This is a genomic window from Psychrobacter sp. SHUES1 (genome assembly GCF_001652315.1).
In the GTDB taxonomy this organism is placed as follows: domain Bacteria; phylum Pseudomonadota; class Gammaproteobacteria; order Pseudomonadales; family Moraxellaceae; genus Psychrobacter; species Psychrobacter faecalis.
In genome coordinates, this window is record NZ_LXWA01000048.1 from 13,962 (window position 1) to 33,750 (window position 19,789).

A 19,789-nucleotide genomic window follows, 5' to 3' on the forward strand; every position below is an offset into this window, starting at 1 on the left:
CATCGCTCTTAATAGGTAAAAAAATATCTACATTTAAGGGTTAGAATGAGGAACAGTTAGACCGGGACAATTTATACAAACCATGTAGTTTGAAGTCCTTATGGAGAAATTATGTCAAAAAAATCAAAAAAACCTGACAATCAAATCTGTGCCAATAAAAAAGCTCGTCACGAGTATTTTATTGAAGAGACCTTTGAGGCAGGTCTATCGTTACAAGGCTGGGAAGTGAAGGCCATTCGTGCCGGTAAAATGACCATTACCGAAGCGTATATTATCTTTCGTAATAATGAGGCGTTCTTGTTTGGCGCCCATATCCAGCCGCTGCTTTCAAGCTCAACGCATGTCAGCCCTGATAGCATCCGTACCCGTAAGCTGCTGCTTAATCGCCGCGAAATTGAGAAACTCATGGGTGCGGTCAATCAAAAAGGCTATGCCTGCGTACCATTATCTTGCTATTGGAAAAACTCTTTAGTGAAATGCCAAATTGCGCTTGCCGTTGGTAAAAAGCAGCATGATAAACGTAAAACGCTAAAAGACCGCGACTGGGAGCGTGATAAGCAGCGCGGCTTTAAGCAGCATTTGGATTAAAATTTTCGTAAGATAAGTTTTAATCTAATGTAAAAAGGACGATTCAGCATATTGTTGAGTCGTCCTTTTTTATGACATTGCTAAGGTAAACTTATTAATTTAACGGAGCAAATTTTAGACCGTTTGGGCAATTTTGCTCACTTTTGACTCTTTATGAGCGCGGCGTAATTGACGGATACCGTGCGCGATTAGGCAAGCGATTCCGAGCCAAATTAAGCCATAACTATAAATCATCGCTGATTCAAAAGGATTGCCCAAGACAGTGATTGCTAAGATAAATAATAACGCCGGCTCAATATAGCTCATCATACCGTAAACGTTGACAGGGAGCATTTGACTGGCGTCAACATTGGTTTTCATCGCCAGCACGCTAAGCATGCCAAGTCCTACCAACATCATGATAAAAAAGCTAGAGCTGCCAACCAATCCTAAACTGCTCGGCGCAATGAATAATAAATAGGCGACGGCAAACGGTGCAAAGATGGTCAAATCCACCAGCAAACCTGTAATCGCGCCGATACCTTGTAGGCGGCGTAAGATATAATAAACAGGATAAGTGCCGCAGACCCAAAGCGTCGCCCAAGAAACACTTTGGGTACGTACAATCTCACTACCGACGCCGAGGGCGGCAAAGCCAACGGCCAACCATTGCAGACGGCTTAATTTTTCGCCAAATAGGACGCAACCAAACACCACCATCATCAGTGGAAAGAGAAAATAACCCATTGCGGTTTGCACGCCTTGACCATTAACTGGCGCCCACATAAACAGCCAAAACTGGCTGAGAAATATCGGCGTTGGTAATAATAACCATACCCATTGCTTTACCGTGCGCAGCGCCTTTAATTTATCGAGATGTAAACCTAAACGCCCACTAATCAGCAAATACCCTATTAGCGCCGCCCACATCGCTAGCATACGCCAGATAAAAACTTGGGTGCCAGATAATGGCGCTAAAAAACTGCTATAGGCATAAAGTACACCAAACAACAAATTCGATAATATCGCCAGCGCCACGCCCATTATTAATGTACGCTGCTGTTTGCTACCTGCCGTCCAAACAGCAGGCAACGGCAAGCGTGAAACGGTAGCTGCGAGCATATTAGTAGAGACATTAGAGGGCGTTGGATTGGACATGATAAGCACCGTAAATATAAATAGACGTTAGAAGGCTTAGCGATTTCTTTATTTTACTTATTCAATTATTCACAAGCTTTGATTGCTAAGCTTTAATCAATAGCGTCTATTTTACTAAGATGCTATGAGAAATTATTTCTATATAATCTTTTATTAGAATAAATTTACTTCGGAAATTACTAAAACTTAGTTATTTTCTTATATTTATATCATTAACAATAATATTTATAATAAAAATATTAATATTTGTGATTTTCTAGGGAAGAGATACTGTGAGCCATATTTTAGACGATACCGATAAAGCGATTTTAAATTTGCTACAGGACGATGCGACTTTGCCGTTAAAAACGGTCGCAGAACGTGTACATGTTTCTATCGCTACCACCCAGCGCCGTATTCAAGCATTAATAGATAGCGGTGTGATTACCAAACAAGTCGCTATTGTTGATCCAAATAAGGTCGGTTACGGGCTTACGGCAGTGGTCATGATAGAGATGTCGCGCTCCAATACCTCGATGCAGCATCGATTTGAGCGCTTAATGCATGATCAGCCGCGAGTAATGAGCTGCTATGAAGTGTCAGGAGATGCCGATTTTATGTTGATGGTCAATGCCAAAAACATGAACGATTATCATGAATTTACCCGTAATTTGCTGACTTACGAGAACAATGTGCGCAGCTTTAAAAGCCAGTTTGTAATGAACTTTACCAAGAGCGGCACCAAGATTTTGCTTGATTAATATCAGCTACAAAGCCCATGCAATTTTTATCATTAATAAAAGTGGATAAGTCATCGCTAAAACAGGTACGATAGCAACGAATGTTTGGCATTAAATGCTAGATAAACTATCAACCGTATAGCAGACAAGGAAGCCTGATAATGAGTAAAAAGATACCGCCTATCGATACCAATAAGAATGCTCAGACCCTATCGAAGTTATTCAATCCAAAAACCTTATTAACAGGCGCATCACTTGCGGCATTGCTTGCCAGCTCAGGCTGCGCCACCAGCTCTTTATTAGAAAGTGACAATCACGTCAGCACCAAAGCTAGCAAGCAAATCTTGTCTGAAGACCAAATTGTCGCCTTTGGTCGTCCTGCGCAGGCATTACCAAAAATGCCCAACGCTACCATGGTTATCGTCGGTGAAAAGAACAGCTATGTGCTGACCCAAGGCGGGACGGAAATGATTGGTTTATTAAGCAATCTGACGCCAAAAAATATCCACGTCGATAACGACATGAGTTTTTATGTGCCCAATAATGATGGCTATTTTCAGGGTGAAATGAAGCTGTCGTATGCCAAATTAAAAGATGAATTCCAGCGCTCAGATTATCAATTCTTTTTGCAAAACAATGGGCGCGACTGTACTTCAGCCAGCGACCAACGCATCAATGCTCAGCGCTTTTGCTTTAGCGTGCCTGTCAAAGGTGCTATCTATCCGCAAGTGAGTAATTTAAGCTTGATTCAATCTAATTACCGCGCTTTAAGTAAACCTTATACGGTCAGTTTTTATACTCAAAATCATCAACAACAAGTGTCTCGTAGCGGTGCCAATACCGCGCAAAAGCTGGTGTTATTGCCATTTGCCTTAGCCTTTGATGTAGTCACCTTTCCCTTTCAACTATTAGATCAATAAATTTTTTAGTTTAATTCATACATAAACAAAGAAGGGTTGTTAACGTTTAATAATCCTTCTTAGCAAGAGATTATCCCAAACTATCAATAACTTACCTCGCTATTATAAAATCTCTTTTTTACATAATGAAAGCAATTCATGTTAAAATGAGCGCTTTTAAATGAGCCGTTGTTTATAAATAACGATAACGGCTTTTTTAGTGCCACTTTTTTAATTAACAGGTCCGCTCATGTCTGCCGATACCATCGCCCGCACCGCCTTTAAACAAGGCACCAAACCACTTTACGACTACGACAAACATTGGGCGAGCTGCTACGAGCCTGCGCCTTATTTGCCAATGAGCCGCAAAGAAATGGACGATTTGGGCTGGGATGCCTGTGATGTCATCATCATCTCAGGCGATGCCTATGTCGACCACCCAAGCTTTGGCATGGCGATTATCGGCCGTTTATTAGAAGCGCAAGGCTTTCGCGTCGGTATCATTGCCCAGCCAGATTGGAAGAGCAAAGATGCCTTTATGGAGCTTGGCAAACCGGTTTACGCGTATGGTGTGACCGCCGGCAACATGGATAGCATGATTAACCGCTATACCGCCGATCGTAAAATCCGAAGTGATGACGCTTACTCGCCCGGTAACGTGGCTGACAAACGTCCTGACCGCGCCGCTATCGTTTATAGCCAGCGCTGCCGCGAAGCCTATCCTGATGTTCCTATTATCTTGGGCGGAATCGAAGGCAGTTTACGCCGAATCGCTCATTATGATTATTGGTCAGACAAAGTCCGCCGCAGTATCTTGATGGATGCGCGCGCTGATGTCTTGTTATATGGCAATGCTGAGCGTGCCATCGTCGATGTGGTGCATGGTTTATCAAAAGGTTACACCTTTGAACAAATGAGCAGTTTGCGCGGTACGGCGTACTTATTGACCCCGACCCGCCGTCATTGGCAAGCGGGCATGACCGAGGTTGCTAGCAATGATGTCGATACCGTTGGCCGCGTTGATCCCATTATTAATCCGTATGTCATGACTGAAGACGTTGATCAATGCTCAATCGAGCAAGATAAGACTAGCCCCTCACCCGTTGGACAAGCTACGTCAGCAATGACAGGCATGTCAGCCCAATATGCGAAACAGTATCAAGGCTTTGTCGCCGAACCCGTGACCAATAAAGTCTTAAATGCTGAGCAAGTCGATGAAGATACGCAAGTGGTGCAAATGCGCGGCTTTGATAAACCACAAACCGCACGTAAACATAAACTTAAAATGCCGCCGCGTGAGCAAACGGTCATTCGCCTGCCTGATTATGAGCACGTCAAAGCTGACCCAGTGTTGTACGCACATGCCAACCGTATCTTACACCTTGAAACCAATCCGGGTAACGCGCGTGCCTTGGTGCAGCGTCATAGTAGCGGCGCTGGTAACTCGCATACCTCGATTGACGTTTGGCTCAATCCGCCACCGATTCCGCTCTCAACCGAAGAGATGGATTACGTCTTTGATTTGCCGTACGCGCGTCTGCCGCATCCAAGCTATGGCGATGCGCGCATTCCTGCTTATGACATGATTAAATTTTCGGTCAATATCATGCGTGGCTGTTTTGGCGGTTGTACGTTTTGCTCAATCACTGAGCACGAAGGTCGTATTATTCAAAACCGCTCAGAAGAGTCTATCTTGCGTGAAGTTGAAGCGATTCGTGATACGGCGCCAAACTTTACTGGCGTTATTTCTGACCTTGGTGGGCCGACCGCCAATATGTATCGACTCAACTGTAAAGACGAGACGATAGAGAAGAACTGCCGTAAGCCGTCTTGTGTCTATCCTGATGTCTGCGATAACTTGATTACCGATCACAGTAATTTAACCCAGCTATACCGTAAAGCGCGTGATATCAAAGGCGTGAAAAAGATTCTTATCGCCTCAGGTTTGCGTTATGACTTGGCGATTAAAGACCCTGAATACGTCAAAGAATTGGTCAGCCATCATGTTGGCGGTTATCTAAAGATTGCCCCTGAGCACTCTGAAGAAGCGGTACTGTCAAAAATGATGAAACCTGGCATGGGCAACTACGATAAATTCAAAGCCATGTTTGAGCAGTACAGCCAAGAGGCCGGCAAAGAGCAATATCTGATTCCGTACTTTATCGCCGCTCACCCCGGCACTAGAGACGAGGATATGATGAATCTTGCGCTGTGGCTAAAAAGTCATGGCTACCGCGCTGACCAAGTACAGGCGTTTTATCCGAGTCCGATGGCGACCGCGACCACCATGTACCATACGCATAAAGACCCACTGCATAAAGTGAGTCGCAGTGAGGGCGATATGGATATCGTCAAGTCTGGCAAGCAGCGTAAACTGCATAAAGCTTTCTTACGTTATCATGACCCAAAAAACTGGGTCATGCTGCGTAAAGCGCTGCAAGATATGGGACGTGGGGATTTGATTGGTAAAGGTCGCGGCTGCTTAATCCCGCCATTTAACGCCAGTTTAGAAGGTCGCGATGCCGCGCAAGACAGCTATCAATCGGCGCGTAAAAAGAACAGTCGCTTGGGCAATGACTCAGTGAAACGCAGTAATAATAGTCCTAACGCTGCAAAAAACACCTCGGGTAAAAGCACATCGAGCAAAAATCACAAAAAAGTCAGTAAAGGCAACTTCCAAACACAGCATACAGGTCTGCCACCGCGTAAGACTAAATAGTTCAATACGAAACAGTTAAGCAGCTGTTAACGTTTTTTTGTCTTAACCATGCCCAAATTAAAGCGCCTATCAGCTCAGCAGTCGATAGGCGCTTTTTTATGTTTTGCCCATTAAATATATTGGTCTTTTTAAATAACTGTTTGAGCTTATAGTCAAAATATCCTAAAAACGCGGCGGTATTGCTGATATCAATTTTTTGTAGCCTCTGTCTGCGTAGGCACAGCAAGCAAGAAAAATTGATATTAGCAGTGCGTGATGTATTGATATTATTTTTCATCCGCTATAGTTATTTTACAAAGGCTATTAAGGTCAGCGTTACATTAACCAGTGTTTAAGTAACTTAACGAACATGTAACAAACAATTTCTAACATTATCTAGAAAGTCTTTTCGTTAACATAGGCGCTATATGCATAAGGCGCCGTTAAAAAGCGCACGATTAGAAAAAGCATAGTCGAAAAATACCTGCTAATTTTTACATTTTTGGAGAATGCCATGAATACCCTAACCAAAGTTGCTGTTGCCCTACCTACTCTAGCGCTACTTAGTGCCTGTGCGACCACCGCACCTACTACGCCAAACAAAACCCCTGCGTCAGAAAGCGTGACCGATGTCGCCTATGACCGTATGGCGCCAGCCCCTTATACCTGTACCGATGACAGCAAAATCTTGGCAAAACAGTCAATCAATAAAAAACAAGTTATGCTAAATGCGACTTTACCTAAAGTAAACTGGGCCGACCAACCTATCATTCTAAATGGCGGCGTCCAAGGTGATACGGCAAGCTATGTCAATGAGTCAAACCCAGAAGTAGTCTATGCTTGGCACATGAAAGAAGACAAAGGTATCCTTGCAATGAAATGGGCAGACGGTAAAGAATACCAAGTAAACTGCCAAATAGGCAGATAATGATTTTGGTTTAATCGTGCATTAATAATGATTAACCTATCATTGTTCAATCTAGCAATAATATAAACAGTCATCGAATGGTGGCTGTTTTTTTATGGCTGGAAATTTAAAAGCGTACTCGCCAATGCTTTATTTTATTATGCTAGAGAAGCAACGCGAAAACTGGCAAAATAGCGCTCATAATAATTGCATGATAAAAGGATAGTTCGATGGTTAAGCGTCTCATAAGTATGATGATAATGGCTAGCATAGGCTTGGCGGCACTAATGAGCTGCGATAATAGCGCCAACGATTCTAATGACACTGCTAAATCTTCTACTACGCAAACACCTGACGCAGCAGACGTGCATACTATCGACTGGTCATTGGTCGCAAGCGGCGAAAAAGCTGTTGACCCTGCCAACTATGATTATCCGTTTGCGCTTGATAGCCAAAATGTGCGCGATTATGCGGAGTATTTCGGTGTGGATAATGCCACCGCGCAGCACAATCTGACCGTAAGTATGGCAAGCAATGAAGCCCTCTCAAAAGTACTCGATCAGCTTAGCGAAACCTATACTTCACATGAGCTAACCGATGATAAAGAGATGAAACTTATTATTTATACCACGTCCGATGTCGCTGCCAGTCGCTATGATTACGTGCTGTCCGATGACTTTGCTAAGGGACTGGTATTACCTATCGTGATTCAGCCGGATAGTAAGAAGGGTGAGGTTAAAGGACATGGAGAGGTGGCGAAATAGAAGGGTAATTAATCTTATAAAATAAGGCAATTAAATGACTGAGAACATGCAAGAAAGATGCACTATAGACCTTTCAAGTCCTTTTTGGCTACATTACCTATCTTTAGAGAAATCTCTCAAGGAAATAAGTGAATATATAGCTATCAATGAAGATAATTCTAAAAGCTATTCATTTAAAAATATGCAATTGTATTTTGCAATTTGTACTGAGATAGATAGTATATTTAAGCATATAAGAGATAACTTACATCTAAAGAAAATAGAAAGGCCTAACATAGGTCATCACATAAAGATGATTAAAGACTATTTCCCCAAAATCGAAGAAACCATTCTAACGCTTAATATGAGCGGATTCGACTTAGACTTTCAACCTTTTAGCATCTTATTTGAAAATACTAAAACAGAAAAAAGTAATGAGGACGTAGAAAAAAATTCAAACTATGAAGGTTGGTGGAAAGACTATAATTCAGTCAAGCACCAAAGGCTTGAAAACTTCAAAAAGGCTAATTTAGAAAACCTACTAAACTCATTTGCAGCCCTACATATATTAAACTTAGTTTATGTTATCAGTTTGGAAGAAAAACTAGTACCTATATATGACAAAGTATTAATTCAAGCAAATGCTTTACGCGACTATCCTTTCTTTCAAGTTAGAGGAAGTGAAGTTATAAGATATGTTGGTGGCGGTGGCGACTTTTACGGTTGTTATTTAAGCAATAAGCATATCTATTCAGAAAATTAAAATAGCTATAATGTCATAGACTTAAAATGATGCGGGTTACGCTATCGTTAACCCACTATACCATTTAACCTTAACCCCTATACTTTTTTCAACATCGCCAAGAACTCTTCTTCACCCACCACTTTCACGCCAAGTTTTTCAGCTTTAGCCATTTTCGAGCCAGCTTTATCACCTGCCAATAGCGCGGTGGTTTTTGCCGAGATACTACCTGACACTTTTGCACCCAGCGCTTGTAGCTTAGCTTTGGCTTCATCGCGTGCCATGCTATCAAGCGCGCCGGTGATGACCCATGTTTGCCCATCGAGCGGCAATCCCTCTGACAGCACTTGCTCAACCTTAACCCAATGCACGCCCGCTTCGCGCAGTGCGGTGATGACTTCGATATTATGCGGAGCGCGGAAAAACTCATGAATAAGCTCGGCAGTAATCGCCCCAACATCAGGCGTTTGTAAGAGCTTATCAATATCTGCTGCCATCAGGGCATCAAGGTCGCCAAATTGTTGTGCCAAATTCTGTGCTGTTGTCTCACCGACGCCGCGAATACCGAGCGCATAAATAAAACGTGCCAGCGTCGTCTGTTTACTGGCTTCGATAGCATTAACGATGTTTTGCACCGACTTTTCGCCCAATTTTTCAAAATTAATCAGCTCGTCCGTATGTTTATGTAACTGATAGATATCGGCGACGGTCTTGACCAAACCGTGCTCAAAAAAGCTAATCAGCCAACTTGCGCCTAAGCCATCGATATCCATCGCCCGGCGTGAGACAAAATGAATGAGGGCTTCTTGCTGCTGCGCGGGACAAAACAATCCGCCAGTACAGCGTGCCAACGCTTCGCCTTCGGGCAAGACCACAGGCGAGTCGCAGACAGGGCAAATCGCTGGCAATTTAACCGGCTCTGAATCTGCTGGACGTTGATCAACCCAAACGCGGGTGACTTTGGGGATGACATCGCCTGCACGGTGGACGCTGACCATATCGCCTGCGCGCACGTCTAAGCGCTGAATTTCACCAAAGTTATGCAAGGTGACATTGCTGACGGTAACGCCGCCGACTTTGACTGGCTCTAACTTACCAACTGGGGTAATTTGCCCCGTACGTCCGACTTGCCATTCGATATCATTTACACGCGTCATCACCGTTTCGGCAGGGAATTTATACGCCGTTGCCCAGCGCGGCTCACGCGATAAAAAGCCAAGCTGCTGCTGCAATGCCAAGTTATTAACCTTGATGACCATGCCATCAATTTCAAACGGCAGCTGACTACGGGTTTCAATCATCGACTCATAATAGGCTTGTGCTTCACGCGGGTTTTTTACCACTCTGACCGCGCTGACGCTAAAACCTATGTCACCAAGCCAAGCCAAGGCGGCTGATTGAGTTTCTATATTTTCAGGTAAACCTTGATTGACTGAATAACAATAAAAGGCCAGCGGACGGCTAGCAGCAATAGCGGGGTCAAGCTGACGTAAGCTACCAGCGGCGGCATTACGAGGATTGGCAAAGGTTTTATCACCCTTTTCTTCTGCTAGGCGATTGAGACGCTCAAAACCTGCTTTTGGCATCAGTACTTCACCGCGTACTTCTAATAATGGAATCTCGCTTGCCGCCGTAAGCCAAAGCGGTAGATTACGAATGGTTTTGGCATTTTGGGTAATATCCTCGCCGGTTTGCCCATCACCGCGCGTCACCGCTTGCACAAATTGACCATATTCGTATTTGAGTGACACCGCCAAACCATCAAGCTTTAGCTCAATTTCGTATTCAGGATTTTTCTGCGCGTCATTGAGACGATCATTGACGCGGCGCATAAAGCCATGCAGCTCGTCATAATCAAAAACATTGCCAAGCGATAGCATGGGTACGTCGTGCCTGACTTGGGTAAAGGCGGATAGCGGCGTATCGCCAACTTGATTGATTGGGCTATCGGGCTGTATTAAGTCAGGGTACGCCTCTTCAAGCTCCAATAAAGAGCGCCGCAGCTGATCGTATTCGCTGTCTTCTAAAATCGGATTATCAAGCACATAATAGGCATAATTATGCGTTTTTAAATTATCAATAAGCGTGCGCATTTGAGCAGCGATGGCAGCAGCATTGTCTGCAGATTGGGTATCGGCAGTATTTTTAGAAGCAGTATTTTTAGAAGCAGTCGGTACAATAGGATCAGTCATAGTCGGCGTCTTTTTTTTGCAATTCAAGATGCCGATATGATAACAAGTTTGCAGGTTAGTCGGATATGATTTTGTTGAAAACTCATCCTGTAGAGAGCCGCTTCTGTAGAGAACTAGGTTTATAGAAAACTAAATTTATAGAGAATCAGGCGAATGAAAGGCTCTTAAATCAAAAGTTAAAAATTAAAAAAGGCAAATAACGTCAAGCGCTATTTGCCTTTTACAATACTTTAGGAATAATTTTAACCGTTTATCTATTCAGATTTTACCCTTCATAATCGCGAACTTGGTTACGCAATTGCTGTTTATATTCTGGGGTAATGGGGTCATTGTCTTCGTCAAGCATCACGGCGTCCAAATCGCTTGCCATCATATAGGCAATACTCATCATACTGTCAAAGCTGCGTAGCGCTTGCGGATGCGGCAACGATAAAAAGAGCACCACGCCATTGTAAGTATTGGTCGCCACACTATGCGGGTCAAAAGGCGCGATACCACTATCCGTAATGCCCATCATGCTAAACCACAGCATGCCGGTGCCGTCTTTTTGCTCATAGCGATGGAACATATTCATCGCGCCATAACGCAAACCATATTTATCCACTAACGCCAGCAAATCACGCCCACGAATTACTGCTGCTGGGCGGTCGCGATACTGATGCGGCAAGATAGTGATATTGATATTGTCTTTGGCATTAATTAACGGTCCGTTTTGCGCTTCATCAACTGGCTCTGAGAGATGCTGATCGAGTATCGGGCTATTATTATCAAAGCTTGGTTCGTCAGCGGTATCAATGACTGGCATTAAACTGTCCGTCGCTGACATGAGGCTGGAAAACGCGTCCGGCTCTTGCTCGATATGCATCTGCTCAGCTACTTCGGTAAACTCGCTGTTATCCGCTCGCTGCTGCTCCTCTTGCCAGCGCGCATAGTCGGCGTCATCTACCACGCCATTATCCTCATTACTATCATGGCGGGCAGCAGTTAGTTGGGTATCGACATTGCTATGCGCCTCTGTCAATGGCTCTTCTTCGACCACGGCATTGAGATAACTGCGATCAGGGGCGATGCTGGTTTCACCTGCGACCGTATCATCCAAGTCTGGCTGCTCGACGATATTGCGCTCATGACGCGGAATAATGGGAATACCGTTTTTATCATAATTGACCGCGGCAGCCTCAGCAGTTTTGCGCCGTTTAAAGCTGCGAATGACCATAAATAGCCCTGCAAGCACGATAAATGCGGCAATGGCGATCAAGATAAACTGGATAGCGGTCATGAGAAATACATCCTAATATATGACAAAAGGGAGAGTACAAGTGCGAAGAAATGGCAATAGTCTAGCATGGCTAATGCATATCGTCACCATATAGTCAGCGTTTATCATTGGCCCTAAAGCCTTCACTGACTAATTTTCCGACTACTCGCCTGACGTTAAATGCTAGCCCTAACTATACCACTGACAAGCGCTTGCCGTTATTAATTATTTTGCTACTGGGCGCTCAATCAGAAAGGTAATTTGCTGCCTCATCAAGCGACACACTGACTAAAGTAGAAATCCCCGCGCTTGGCATGGTGACGCCTTTTAATTCATCAGCAATCTGCATCGTCAGCTTATTATGACTGATAAAAATAAACTGCAAGTCATCTGCCAACTCATTTATCAAGCTGGTAAAGCGGGCGACGTTGGCATCATCAAGCGGTGCATCGACTTCATCGAGCACACAAAATGGTGCCGGATGCTGTTTGAATATCGCAAAAATTAAGCTAAGCGCGGTCAAGGTTTTCTCACCGCCTGACAGTACCGCTAGGCGACTATTGCGCTTACCTTTTGGCTGTGCCATTAAGGTCAACCCTGCCCGCCACTGTTCTGACTTTGGCGCATTGGCAGGCATCTCGTCCGTATTAAGCGTTAAGCTTGCTTGCCCGCCACCAAAGACTTTAGCAAATAAATTGGCAAGCTCGTTATTGACCGCATCGAGCGTCTGCATAAACAAGGTCTTGGTGGTTTCATCAATTGAGTCAATCGCTTCCGTCAAGGTCTGCATACTGGCGGCAATATCTGCGGTCTGCTGCGCAAGTGGCTCTAAGCGCTCATTAACTTCTGCCAATTCTGCTACTGCGGCGAGATTGACCGCGCCAATTTTACTTAATTGCTGCTCAAGCTTCGCGCGTTCAGATTCTAATTCTGCGATTTTATCTGGGCGGACGCGGCGATCATGGGCGATAAAATCCGCCAATAAATTTGAGACGCTCATCACTTGTTGCTGATGCTGCTGAACTGTGTCCGATTGCGCTTGATATTTATGGCTGATCTTGTAATAAGCCTCTAGCGCTTCTTGGGTATGGCTACTGGCATCTTCTAATTTTGCAGCGCTTAATGCCAGCTCAGTGGCAAGACCGGCAAGCTCAGATTGCTGCATTTGCAAGTCGTTTTGCAGTGTATCTAATTCAGTCTGCTGCTGATTATATTCCCCTTTAAGCGCTGTTAATGCCGTTTCGCGTGTGGTTAATACTGCCTGCTGCTCATCGCGTGCTTTCTGTGCTGTTTGCAATGCTACTTGCAAAGCTGGTAGTTTATTTTTCTGCTGCTCGTGACGCGCCTCTAGACTTTGCTCGTTTTGCAGCGACTTTTCATGCTGCGCAGTTGCCCGAGCAAGACTGCTGACACTATGCTCTAAGCGCATCTCGCTCTGCTGAATACGCAGCTGCATTGCTTGCCAAGCGTCATCATCTACCTGCCGCGCACGATTTAGCTCACTGCGCTCGGACTGTAATTGCTGACTTAATAAACGCGCATCGGCTATTTGCGGCGTTAGCGCTGCTATCTCACTTTGGATATGCTGCTGCTCATGAGTTAGGGTCTGCTGTTCTTGCTCTAATTCTTGTTGCTCTTGCTCAAGGGCAACTTTATCAGCATTGAGGCGTTGACTGTCCGCTTGTAGGCGTTCTGCATTGGCGCGCTTGGTGGTGAGCTGTTGCTGGTGTTGGTGTTTATCGCGAGTTAATTGCTCAGCTTGCGCGCGCGTTTCTTCTAAGCTGACCATCAGGGCATCATAGTTGCGTTGGTGATTAGCAATCGCCTTTTGCTGCTCTTGTATTTTAGTCTCGAACTCATCAAGTAAATCTTCTAACGCTTGTAAACGGCTGCGTTGCTGCAAACGTTGGCTTAAAAACTGATTATTGCTATCGTTTTGACCATTTTGCGCGCTAGCAAATTTGCTCAAATTAGTCGTACCCTGACGACTGATAAACCAGCCGTCCGAGGTTAGTAAAATAGCGGATGCTGGCAATGCTTTTAAAGTAACAGCCAAATCTTCCAATGTTTGCTGAGTATTCGTTTTAGATGGCGCGGTATATAGATAACAGTGCTGCCACAACGCTAAATTTGGTGCAGTAATCAACTCTGATAACGACAATACTTTATCCGTTAAGTGATTTGGCAAAGCACTGATAAATGATTTTGCGCCTTTATCATTTGTCTGAGCAGGTAGCCATAGACTATGACCATTTTCTAGCTGCGATTTATTCTTTGAATTGTCGTTCTCGTTTTGCGTGGTTTGATAAGTAAATAAATCTGTTAAATCCTGCTCGAGCGCTTGCCATAAACTATCAGCTTTTTGAGAATTGTCATTAATCTTTTTATCGCTTGACTGCTTAGAAATCAGCACATGGCTATCCAACCATAACGCCAACACACTATCGAGTAGCTCGGCATGCTGCTGCCCTTTGGCACTTAACTCAATCTGCTCACGCAAGGTGGTAATCGATAATTCGTTTCCTAAATCATTGTTTAAATCGGCGGTTTTGGCATGATGAATAGGCAGCTGGTTTTTTGATAAAGGCTTCGGATGTAATATCTGATGCAGTGTATCGTATTCACCTGCCAAGACCGCGTGACGTTTTTCATCCTCGCTTAACTCGCGCCGTTGAGTGTTTAAGCGTTGCTGTAACTGATGCGCTTGCGGTTGTAGCTCGGATAGGCGCTCATCGATACTGTCTTGCTGACGCTCAATCTGTTGCAGCTGTTTATTGAGCTCAGTCACTTGTGCATTTAACGTCTGCTGTAAACTTTTCGTATCAGCGTCATTTTGCAAACCAGCACTTTCGACTGGTGATAACGACTGTTGTAATTGCTGCCAGAGATTTTGCCAGTTTTGCTGGCGGCGCTGCCATTTATCATGGTTTTGCTGCTGGCGTTTTTGCGCTTGGTTATTAATCGCTTGCTGCTGCTCAAGAGCGCGCGCATTATCTTGCAGGCGGGACAGCTGGTTTTGCGCATCATGGTAAGCGCGCTGCAACGGTTGTTCATTGCGTTTATGCCTGTCGCGTTTATCGTTAAGCTTACTAAGCTGTGGGCGCAACTCCTCTAATATATTTTGCTGCTCGGCCTGCTCAGCTTTTAAACGTTCAATTTCACTCACCGCTTGCTGACGCTGCTGCTCTAAACTGTTCAGTTGCTGTGCAATTACGTTTAATTGTGATTTAGCATCGCTAAGCTCATGCTCCGCTTGTTGATAGCTTAGCTGCTGCTGATAGTGGCTACTTTGGGCATTGTCTTTTAGCCATTGTTCTTGATTGATATGAGCCGCAAGCTTGTCTTGTTTGGCTTTTAGCGCTTCATAACTGGCTTGTAAAACAGCAACTTCACTAGCGCTGCGCTCATGAGCGATTTTTTGCTGCTGCTGATGATGCTTTGCTTGATAAAGCTGTTGAATGGCAAGCTGTTGTTTGATATCGGCAAGCGCTAACGCTAGCTCTTCATAACGCTCGGCACTGGCCGCTTGCTTAGACAAGCGTTTTTGTTGGCTCACCAGCTCGCTTTGCATATCGTGTAGACGGGCTAAATTATCCTGGGTTTTCTCAAGTTTCTTTTGCGTTTCCTCACGGCGCGCTTGATAACGAGAAACACCAGCGGCCTCTTCGATAAATTCACGTAATTGTAGCGGGCTAGATTCAACAATCCGTCCAATCATACCTTGCTCGATGACCGCATAACTGCGCGCGCTAAGCCCTGTACCCAAGAACACATCGACCACATCACGGCGGCGACAGCGCGTGCCATTGATAAAGTAGTCCGAGCGCCCCTCCAAATTTACCTGTCGGCGGACGGACAGCTCGTGATAGAGATTAAACTCATGGCGAATCCCCGTCTGCTCATCTTGCGTATGCTCAAAGGTCAGCTCAACACTGGCAACGCTTTTGGCGGCTTTATCTTGCGTGCCGGCAAAGATGACATCACTCATCGCCCCGCCGCGTAATTGCTTGGCGGAAGTTTCGCCCAATACCCAGCGAATGGCATCAATGACGTTGGATTTGCCGCAGCCGTTTGGCCCGACGATGGCGGTGATACCATGACGGAAGGTAAAAGTGGTTGGATTGGCAAAGGATTTAAAGCCTGCCAGCTTGAGAGATTTTAGGCGCATGAAATATCGATAGACTTAGCAAAAACAGGCGGCTATTCTACCGCAAATTGTGACGAGTTTTTAGGGTTTGTGAAGGATGCTATAATAGTGGTGAAAATTTGCATGATGCATTTAAATAATAACAATTAAGGCCATGACAATGACTGAAGACAATTTTGAAAAATATAATCCGCAAGAATTACAGCAAAAATATGAAGAATGGTGTGAGCTGCATCGTAAGCAGCTTGAGGCGCAGCAGCAGTTTTTGCGCGCTGAAGCCTTGCAAAACGAGTTGAAAAAGTACTATCTCAACCCACAATGGATGACAGACCGTGAAGCGGAGCTGCCGATTGAGCACTCGGGTAAAGCGCACTCAATCTTTAGTGAAGATGCGCTATGGAGTATGCTCAGCGACCATGATGAGCTCGCCAGAAAGTGGATGCGTTTGGGGCTTGATGCGATTGATAGGAGATAAAGCCTAAATCACCCCAATCCCACTTAACAACAATTGACCGCCTGCAAATAACAGCAGCACCCCAAAAGCGCGTTTCAGCGTCAGCGCGGGCAATATATGGGCAAGCTTGGCGCCGACCTTTGCCATCGCAAAGCTAGCGACAGATATGCATAAAAAGCCCGTGATATGGACAAAGCCTATTGTGCCCTCAGGCAGGTTGACCACGTCTCGACCGAACCAGGCAAAGCCTATCGCACCAGCGACGGCGATGGGCAAACCGCAAGCAGCAGACGTACCGACCGATTGTTTCATCGGCAATCCTGCCCAGTTTAAAAACGGTACGGTCAAACTACCGCCGCCAATGCCAAAAATAGACGACGCCATACCGATGCCTGTCCCTGCCCCAAACTGTACGCCAGCTGACGGTAACGGCTTACCCAATTGTTCTTTATTGGATAAAAACAGCATTTTTAAGGCGACCAATAGCGCCCCGACACCGATGATAGCTTGCAAGACTTTGCCGTCAATCATATCGGCGATACCGGCACCAACCAAACTGCCAATGACCAAGCCCAACGCCATTTTGCGCCACACTTCCCAGCGTACGCCGCCGCGCTTATTATGGGCAGTCAGTGAGCTTATAGAGGTCACCACAATTGTCGCTAGTGAGGTGCCAATCGCCAAATGGGTGACCACTTCGGGTGAAAAATGATAGGCGGTAAAAATCCAAACCAATGCGGGTACGATAATCATGCCACCACCGACGCCAAATAATCCGGCGCTGACACCCGCAAACGCCCCTGCAATCACAAACCACACATATAACATCATCGAATCGGCCTTTTATCCTGCGTCTTTTTTATTAAAATCGTATAATCATCTAATTGTATAGTCACTCGAACATTACCTGCTCAATCGTATTTGCTAAATCATAATCTGACCTTTATGCTGTTTGCTTTGTATTGTTAATGAGCAACAATCGCTCAGTATATCAAAGTTTATCCACGCCAATTTATCCCATCGACGAAACTTATTATGCCGCCATTTAATCCATCATCCGACGCTTTGTCTGCCCAACCTTTTGAGTCATTAGAGCTTGAGCATTTACCTAAGCTTAACCATCGCCACCTTGCCAGTAGCGGCTCGACCAATAGTGAGCTGATAGCAGCGCTACAAAATGGCCGCCTAAATGCAGCCGAGATGCATCTACTAACAGCGGAAACCCAAAGTGCTGGACGCGGACAACATGGGCGCTCATGGCAGTCGCCGCGCGGCAATGTCTACTTATCGTTATATCATCCGGTGCATCTACCGATTAGCGGTTTATTGTCGCTGATTATCGGCGTTGAACTGGCAAAAATGCCTGTAATTCAAGTGCTAAATGAGCAATTGCGCGTGCAAGGCTTGGCAACAATCGGGGTAAAATGGGCCAATGATTTGGGCTTTTATTCAAAGCAATATTCGCAGCAGCATTCATTTCAAAATCAATCTGAACCTGAATCGAATGACGCTGCTTTAAAGCCGCTTGAATCTACCAAACAAACCCTACCCTTTCATAAGCTTGCTGGCATTTTAATAGAACCCATAACAAAAGCAGGAAGATTGGTGGGCGTGGTGATGGGCGTGGGTCTAAACGTGCAAGCTACGCCTAAGCTTACGGCACAAACTTGCGAGGGTATGAGTTATCAAGCGATTAGCTTACGAGATATTTGTGCCATGCTTGAGCCAAAAGCGCCGCCTATTTCACTTCCAGACCTAAAAACGCTTTATCAGCAAATGAGTGAGGCTTTAATGGCAGCGATGACCCGCTTTGAGTATTTAGGATTGGAGAAGCCAACCGGGCAGCGTTATTATTTAGACAGTTTTTTGGCGCAGTTTGACGCGATGGATGCATTGGCAGGGCTGCGTTTGCGCATCACCCAAGACTACAACGGCAATGTCGAGACGCTGACCGGTTATGCATGCGGTCTTGATACACATGGATGTTTGCAATTACGTGAATATAACGGTAAGATTTCTGCGCTTTTTACCGGTCGCATTGATGTGATTGGTGACGCTTAAACCTTTAAAATACCATACCTAAAAAAACCATACTGAACGAGCACTATATAAAGGGATTTTTATGCTCTGGTTAGATCTTGGCAATACCCGTCTTAAATACTGGCTCACCGATGATATCGGGCAGATAGTTGCGCACGATGCCAAGCAGCATTTGCAAGCGCCTGCCGAACTGCTCATGGGTCTAACCGATCGTTTTGCGCGTTATGCGCCAGATTTTATTGGGATTTCCTCGGTATTGGGCGATGACTTAAATGTAAAAGTATCTGAAACCTTGAGCCGCCTAAATATTCCGTTCGAATTTGTCCACGTCGATGCTGAGCATGCCTTGATGCAAAGCGCCTATGATGACGAACAGCTCGGCTGCGATCGCTGGCTACAGATGCTAGGCGCAGTCGATAAGAAAAAACGCCAGTGCGTGATTGGCTGCGGCACGGCGGTGACGATTGATTTGATTGATCACGCTGAGCATTTAGGCGGTTATATTTTCCCCAGCATCTATCTGCAACGTGAGTCGTTATTTTCTGGTACCAAGCAAATTACGATTTCTAATGGCACTTTTGATAGCGTGAGCCCCGGCATCAACACAAAAGACGCCGTCCATCGCGGCATTATGTTGTCCATCGTTGGCGCGATTAATGAAATCAGTAACCGTTATCCAAACTTTGAGCTCATCATGACCGGCGGTGATGCGCATATCATTGCGCAACATATTAATCGTTCGGTGCGTATGCGCGATGATTTATTATTAAATGGTCTGGCCCGTTATTTTGACCATAGCAAACAGACATAGTGTTTTGAACGTTTGTATAAATAAAAAAAGCAGGCCGTTTTAAGCGACCTGCTTTTTTATTTTTAGTTTATTCGATTTAAAAGCGATGCTAGGTGCTTATGGGATGATTTTTTTGCAACCTCTGTCACGCCTGCGAACAGCAAGCAAGAAAAAATTAGCCCATGAGCAAGAGTTTAGTATATAAACCCCACTCTCAACTTGAAATAAGCAAATCAAACTGAAGAGGCGGATTACCAAGTTTTTTGTTGAGTACAAAGCACAGATTGTGTGAAAGAATCTTACGAATCAATCGATGAGACAAATGCCATAAATCTCTTGCTCGTACCCTTTGTATATTAAATCGTTCTGATAGCTGACCAATGACTGTTTCAACGATACGGCGGGCTTTCATTAGCCGCCTTACCACAGGTTTGGGTCTATCTTCTTTCATATTAGCTCTGAGTGGCGTTTGTAA

16 protein-coding genes are annotated in these 19,789 nt (G+C 44.9%); 10 read left to right on the top strand and 6 right to left on the bottom strand.

The window, feature by feature from the left end:
- Positions 1 to 111 precede the first annotated feature (111 nt).
- Positions 112 to 588, top strand: coding sequence for an SsrA-binding protein SmpB (gene smpB, locus A7325_RS06425; protein WP_068405891.1), 477 nt, complete (start codon positions 112 to 114; stop codon positions 586 to 588).
- Between the two features lie 114 nt (positions 589 to 702).
- Here the strand turns inward: smpB and rarD are convergent, their stop codons facing one another.
- Positions 703 to 1,725 carry an EamA family transporter RarD gene (gene rarD / locus A7325_RS06430; protein ID WP_068405895.1) on the bottom strand — a complete coding sequence of 341 codons (1,023 nt, stop codon included), beginning with the start codon at positions 1,723 to 1,725 and terminating at the stop codon, positions 703 to 705.
- Between the two features lie 272 nt (positions 1,726 to 1,997).
- On the opposite strand from rarD, the gene A7325_RS06435 reads away from it, so the two are divergent.
- The 6 genes from A7325_RS06435 to A7325_RS06465 all read left to right on the top strand — a co-directional run bounded on the left by A7325_RS06435 (position 1,998) and on the right by A7325_RS06465 (position 8,454).
- Positions 1,998 to 2,465: an Lrp/AsnC family transcriptional regulator gene (locus A7325_RS06435; RefSeq protein ID WP_068405899.1), complete on the top strand. Its 468-nt coding sequence runs from the start codon at positions 1,998 to 2,000 to the stop codon at positions 2,463 to 2,465.
- Between the two features lie 140 nt (positions 2,466 to 2,605).
- Positions 2,606 to 3,364, top strand: coding sequence for a hypothetical protein (locus A7325_RS06440; RefSeq protein ID WP_082894321.1), 759 nt, complete (start codon positions 2,606 to 2,608; stop codon positions 3,362 to 3,364).
- Positions 3,365 to 3,593: 229 nt separating this feature from the next.
- On the top strand, positions 3,594 to 6,062 hold the full coding sequence (locus A7325_RS06445) for a YgiQ family radical SAM protein (protein ID WP_068405902.1): 2,469 nt from the start codon (positions 3,594 to 3,596) through the stop codon (positions 6,060 to 6,062).
- 493 nt (positions 6,063 to 6,555) lie between these two features.
- On the top strand, positions 6,556 to 6,969 hold the full coding sequence (locus A7325_RS06455; RefSeq protein ID WP_068405909.1) for a hypothetical protein: 414 nt from the start codon (positions 6,556 to 6,558) through the stop codon (positions 6,967 to 6,969).
- A 209-nt stretch (positions 6,970 to 7,178) separates the two neighbouring features.
- Positions 7,179 to 7,712 carry a hypothetical protein gene (locus A7325_RS06460; protein ID WP_068405912.1) on the top strand — a complete coding sequence of 178 codons (534 nt, stop codon included), beginning with the start codon at positions 7,179 to 7,181 and terminating at the stop codon, positions 7,710 to 7,712.
- Positions 7,713 to 7,746: 34 nt separating this feature from the next.
- On the top strand, positions 7,747 to 8,454 hold the full coding sequence (locus A7325_RS06465) for a hypothetical protein (RefSeq protein WP_068405914.1): 708 nt from the start codon (positions 7,747 to 7,749) through the stop codon (positions 8,452 to 8,454).
- A 77-nt stretch (positions 8,455 to 8,531) separates the two neighbouring features.
- Here A7325_RS06465 and ligA read toward each other — a convergent pair whose 3' ends face one another.
- From ligA to A7325_RS06480, 3 genes are all read right to left on the bottom strand, one after another.
- Complete coding sequence (gene ligA / locus A7325_RS06470; protein WP_068405916.1) at positions 8,532 to 10,625, bottom strand: NAD-dependent DNA ligase LigA; 2,094 nt, start codon at positions 10,623 to 10,625, stop codon at positions 8,532 to 8,534.
- A 265-nt stretch (positions 10,626 to 10,890) separates the two neighbouring features.
- On the bottom strand, positions 10,891 to 11,904 hold the full coding sequence (locus tag A7325_RS06475) for a cell division protein ZipA C-terminal FtsZ-binding domain-containing protein (protein WP_068405919.1): 1,014 nt from the start codon (positions 11,902 to 11,904) through the stop codon (positions 10,891 to 10,893).
- A gap of 223 nt (positions 11,905 to 12,127) precedes the next feature.
- Positions 12,128 to 16,051, bottom strand: coding sequence for an AAA family ATPase (locus tag A7325_RS06480; RefSeq protein WP_068405922.1), 3,924 nt, complete (start codon positions 16,049 to 16,051; stop codon positions 12,128 to 12,130).
- A gap of 139 nt (positions 16,052 to 16,190) precedes the next feature.
- On the opposite strand from A7325_RS06480, the gene A7325_RS06485 reads away from it, so the two are divergent.
- Positions 16,191 to 16,505, top strand: a complete 315-nt coding sequence (locus A7325_RS06485; RefSeq protein ID WP_068405925.1) for a DUF4298 domain-containing protein — start codon at positions 16,191 to 16,193, stop codon at positions 16,503 to 16,505.
- 3 nt (positions 16,506 to 16,508) lie between these two features.
- On the opposite strand, the gene A7325_RS06490 is transcribed toward A7325_RS06485, so the two are convergent.
- Complete coding sequence (locus A7325_RS06490; RefSeq protein ID WP_068405941.1) at positions 16,509 to 17,312, bottom strand: sulfite exporter TauE/SafE family protein; 804 nt, start codon at positions 17,310 to 17,312, stop codon at positions 16,509 to 16,511.
- 207 nt (positions 17,313 to 17,519) lie between these two features.
- Between A7325_RS06490 and A7325_RS06495 the strand changes: the two genes are divergently transcribed.
- Both A7325_RS06495 and A7325_RS06500 read left to right on the top strand, forming a co-directional pair.
- The gene (locus tag A7325_RS06495) at positions 17,520 to 18,545 is read left to right on the top strand and encodes a biotin--[acetyl-CoA-carboxylase] ligase (RefSeq protein WP_068405928.1); all 1,026 of its coding nucleotides are present in this window, start codon (positions 17,520 to 17,522) and stop codon (positions 18,543 to 18,545) included.
- A gap of 61 nt (positions 18,546 to 18,606) precedes the next feature.
- Positions 18,607 to 19,335, top strand: coding sequence for a pantothenate kinase (locus A7325_RS06500; RefSeq protein ID WP_068405931.1), 729 nt, complete (start codon positions 18,607 to 18,609; stop codon positions 19,333 to 19,335).
- Between the two features lie 193 nt (positions 19,336 to 19,528).
- On the opposite strand, the gene A7325_RS13435 is transcribed toward A7325_RS06500, so the two are convergent.
- Positions 19,529 to 19,789: transposase (locus tag A7325_RS13435; protein ID WP_156508507.1), on the bottom strand; the 261-nt coding region annotated here is incomplete at its 5' end.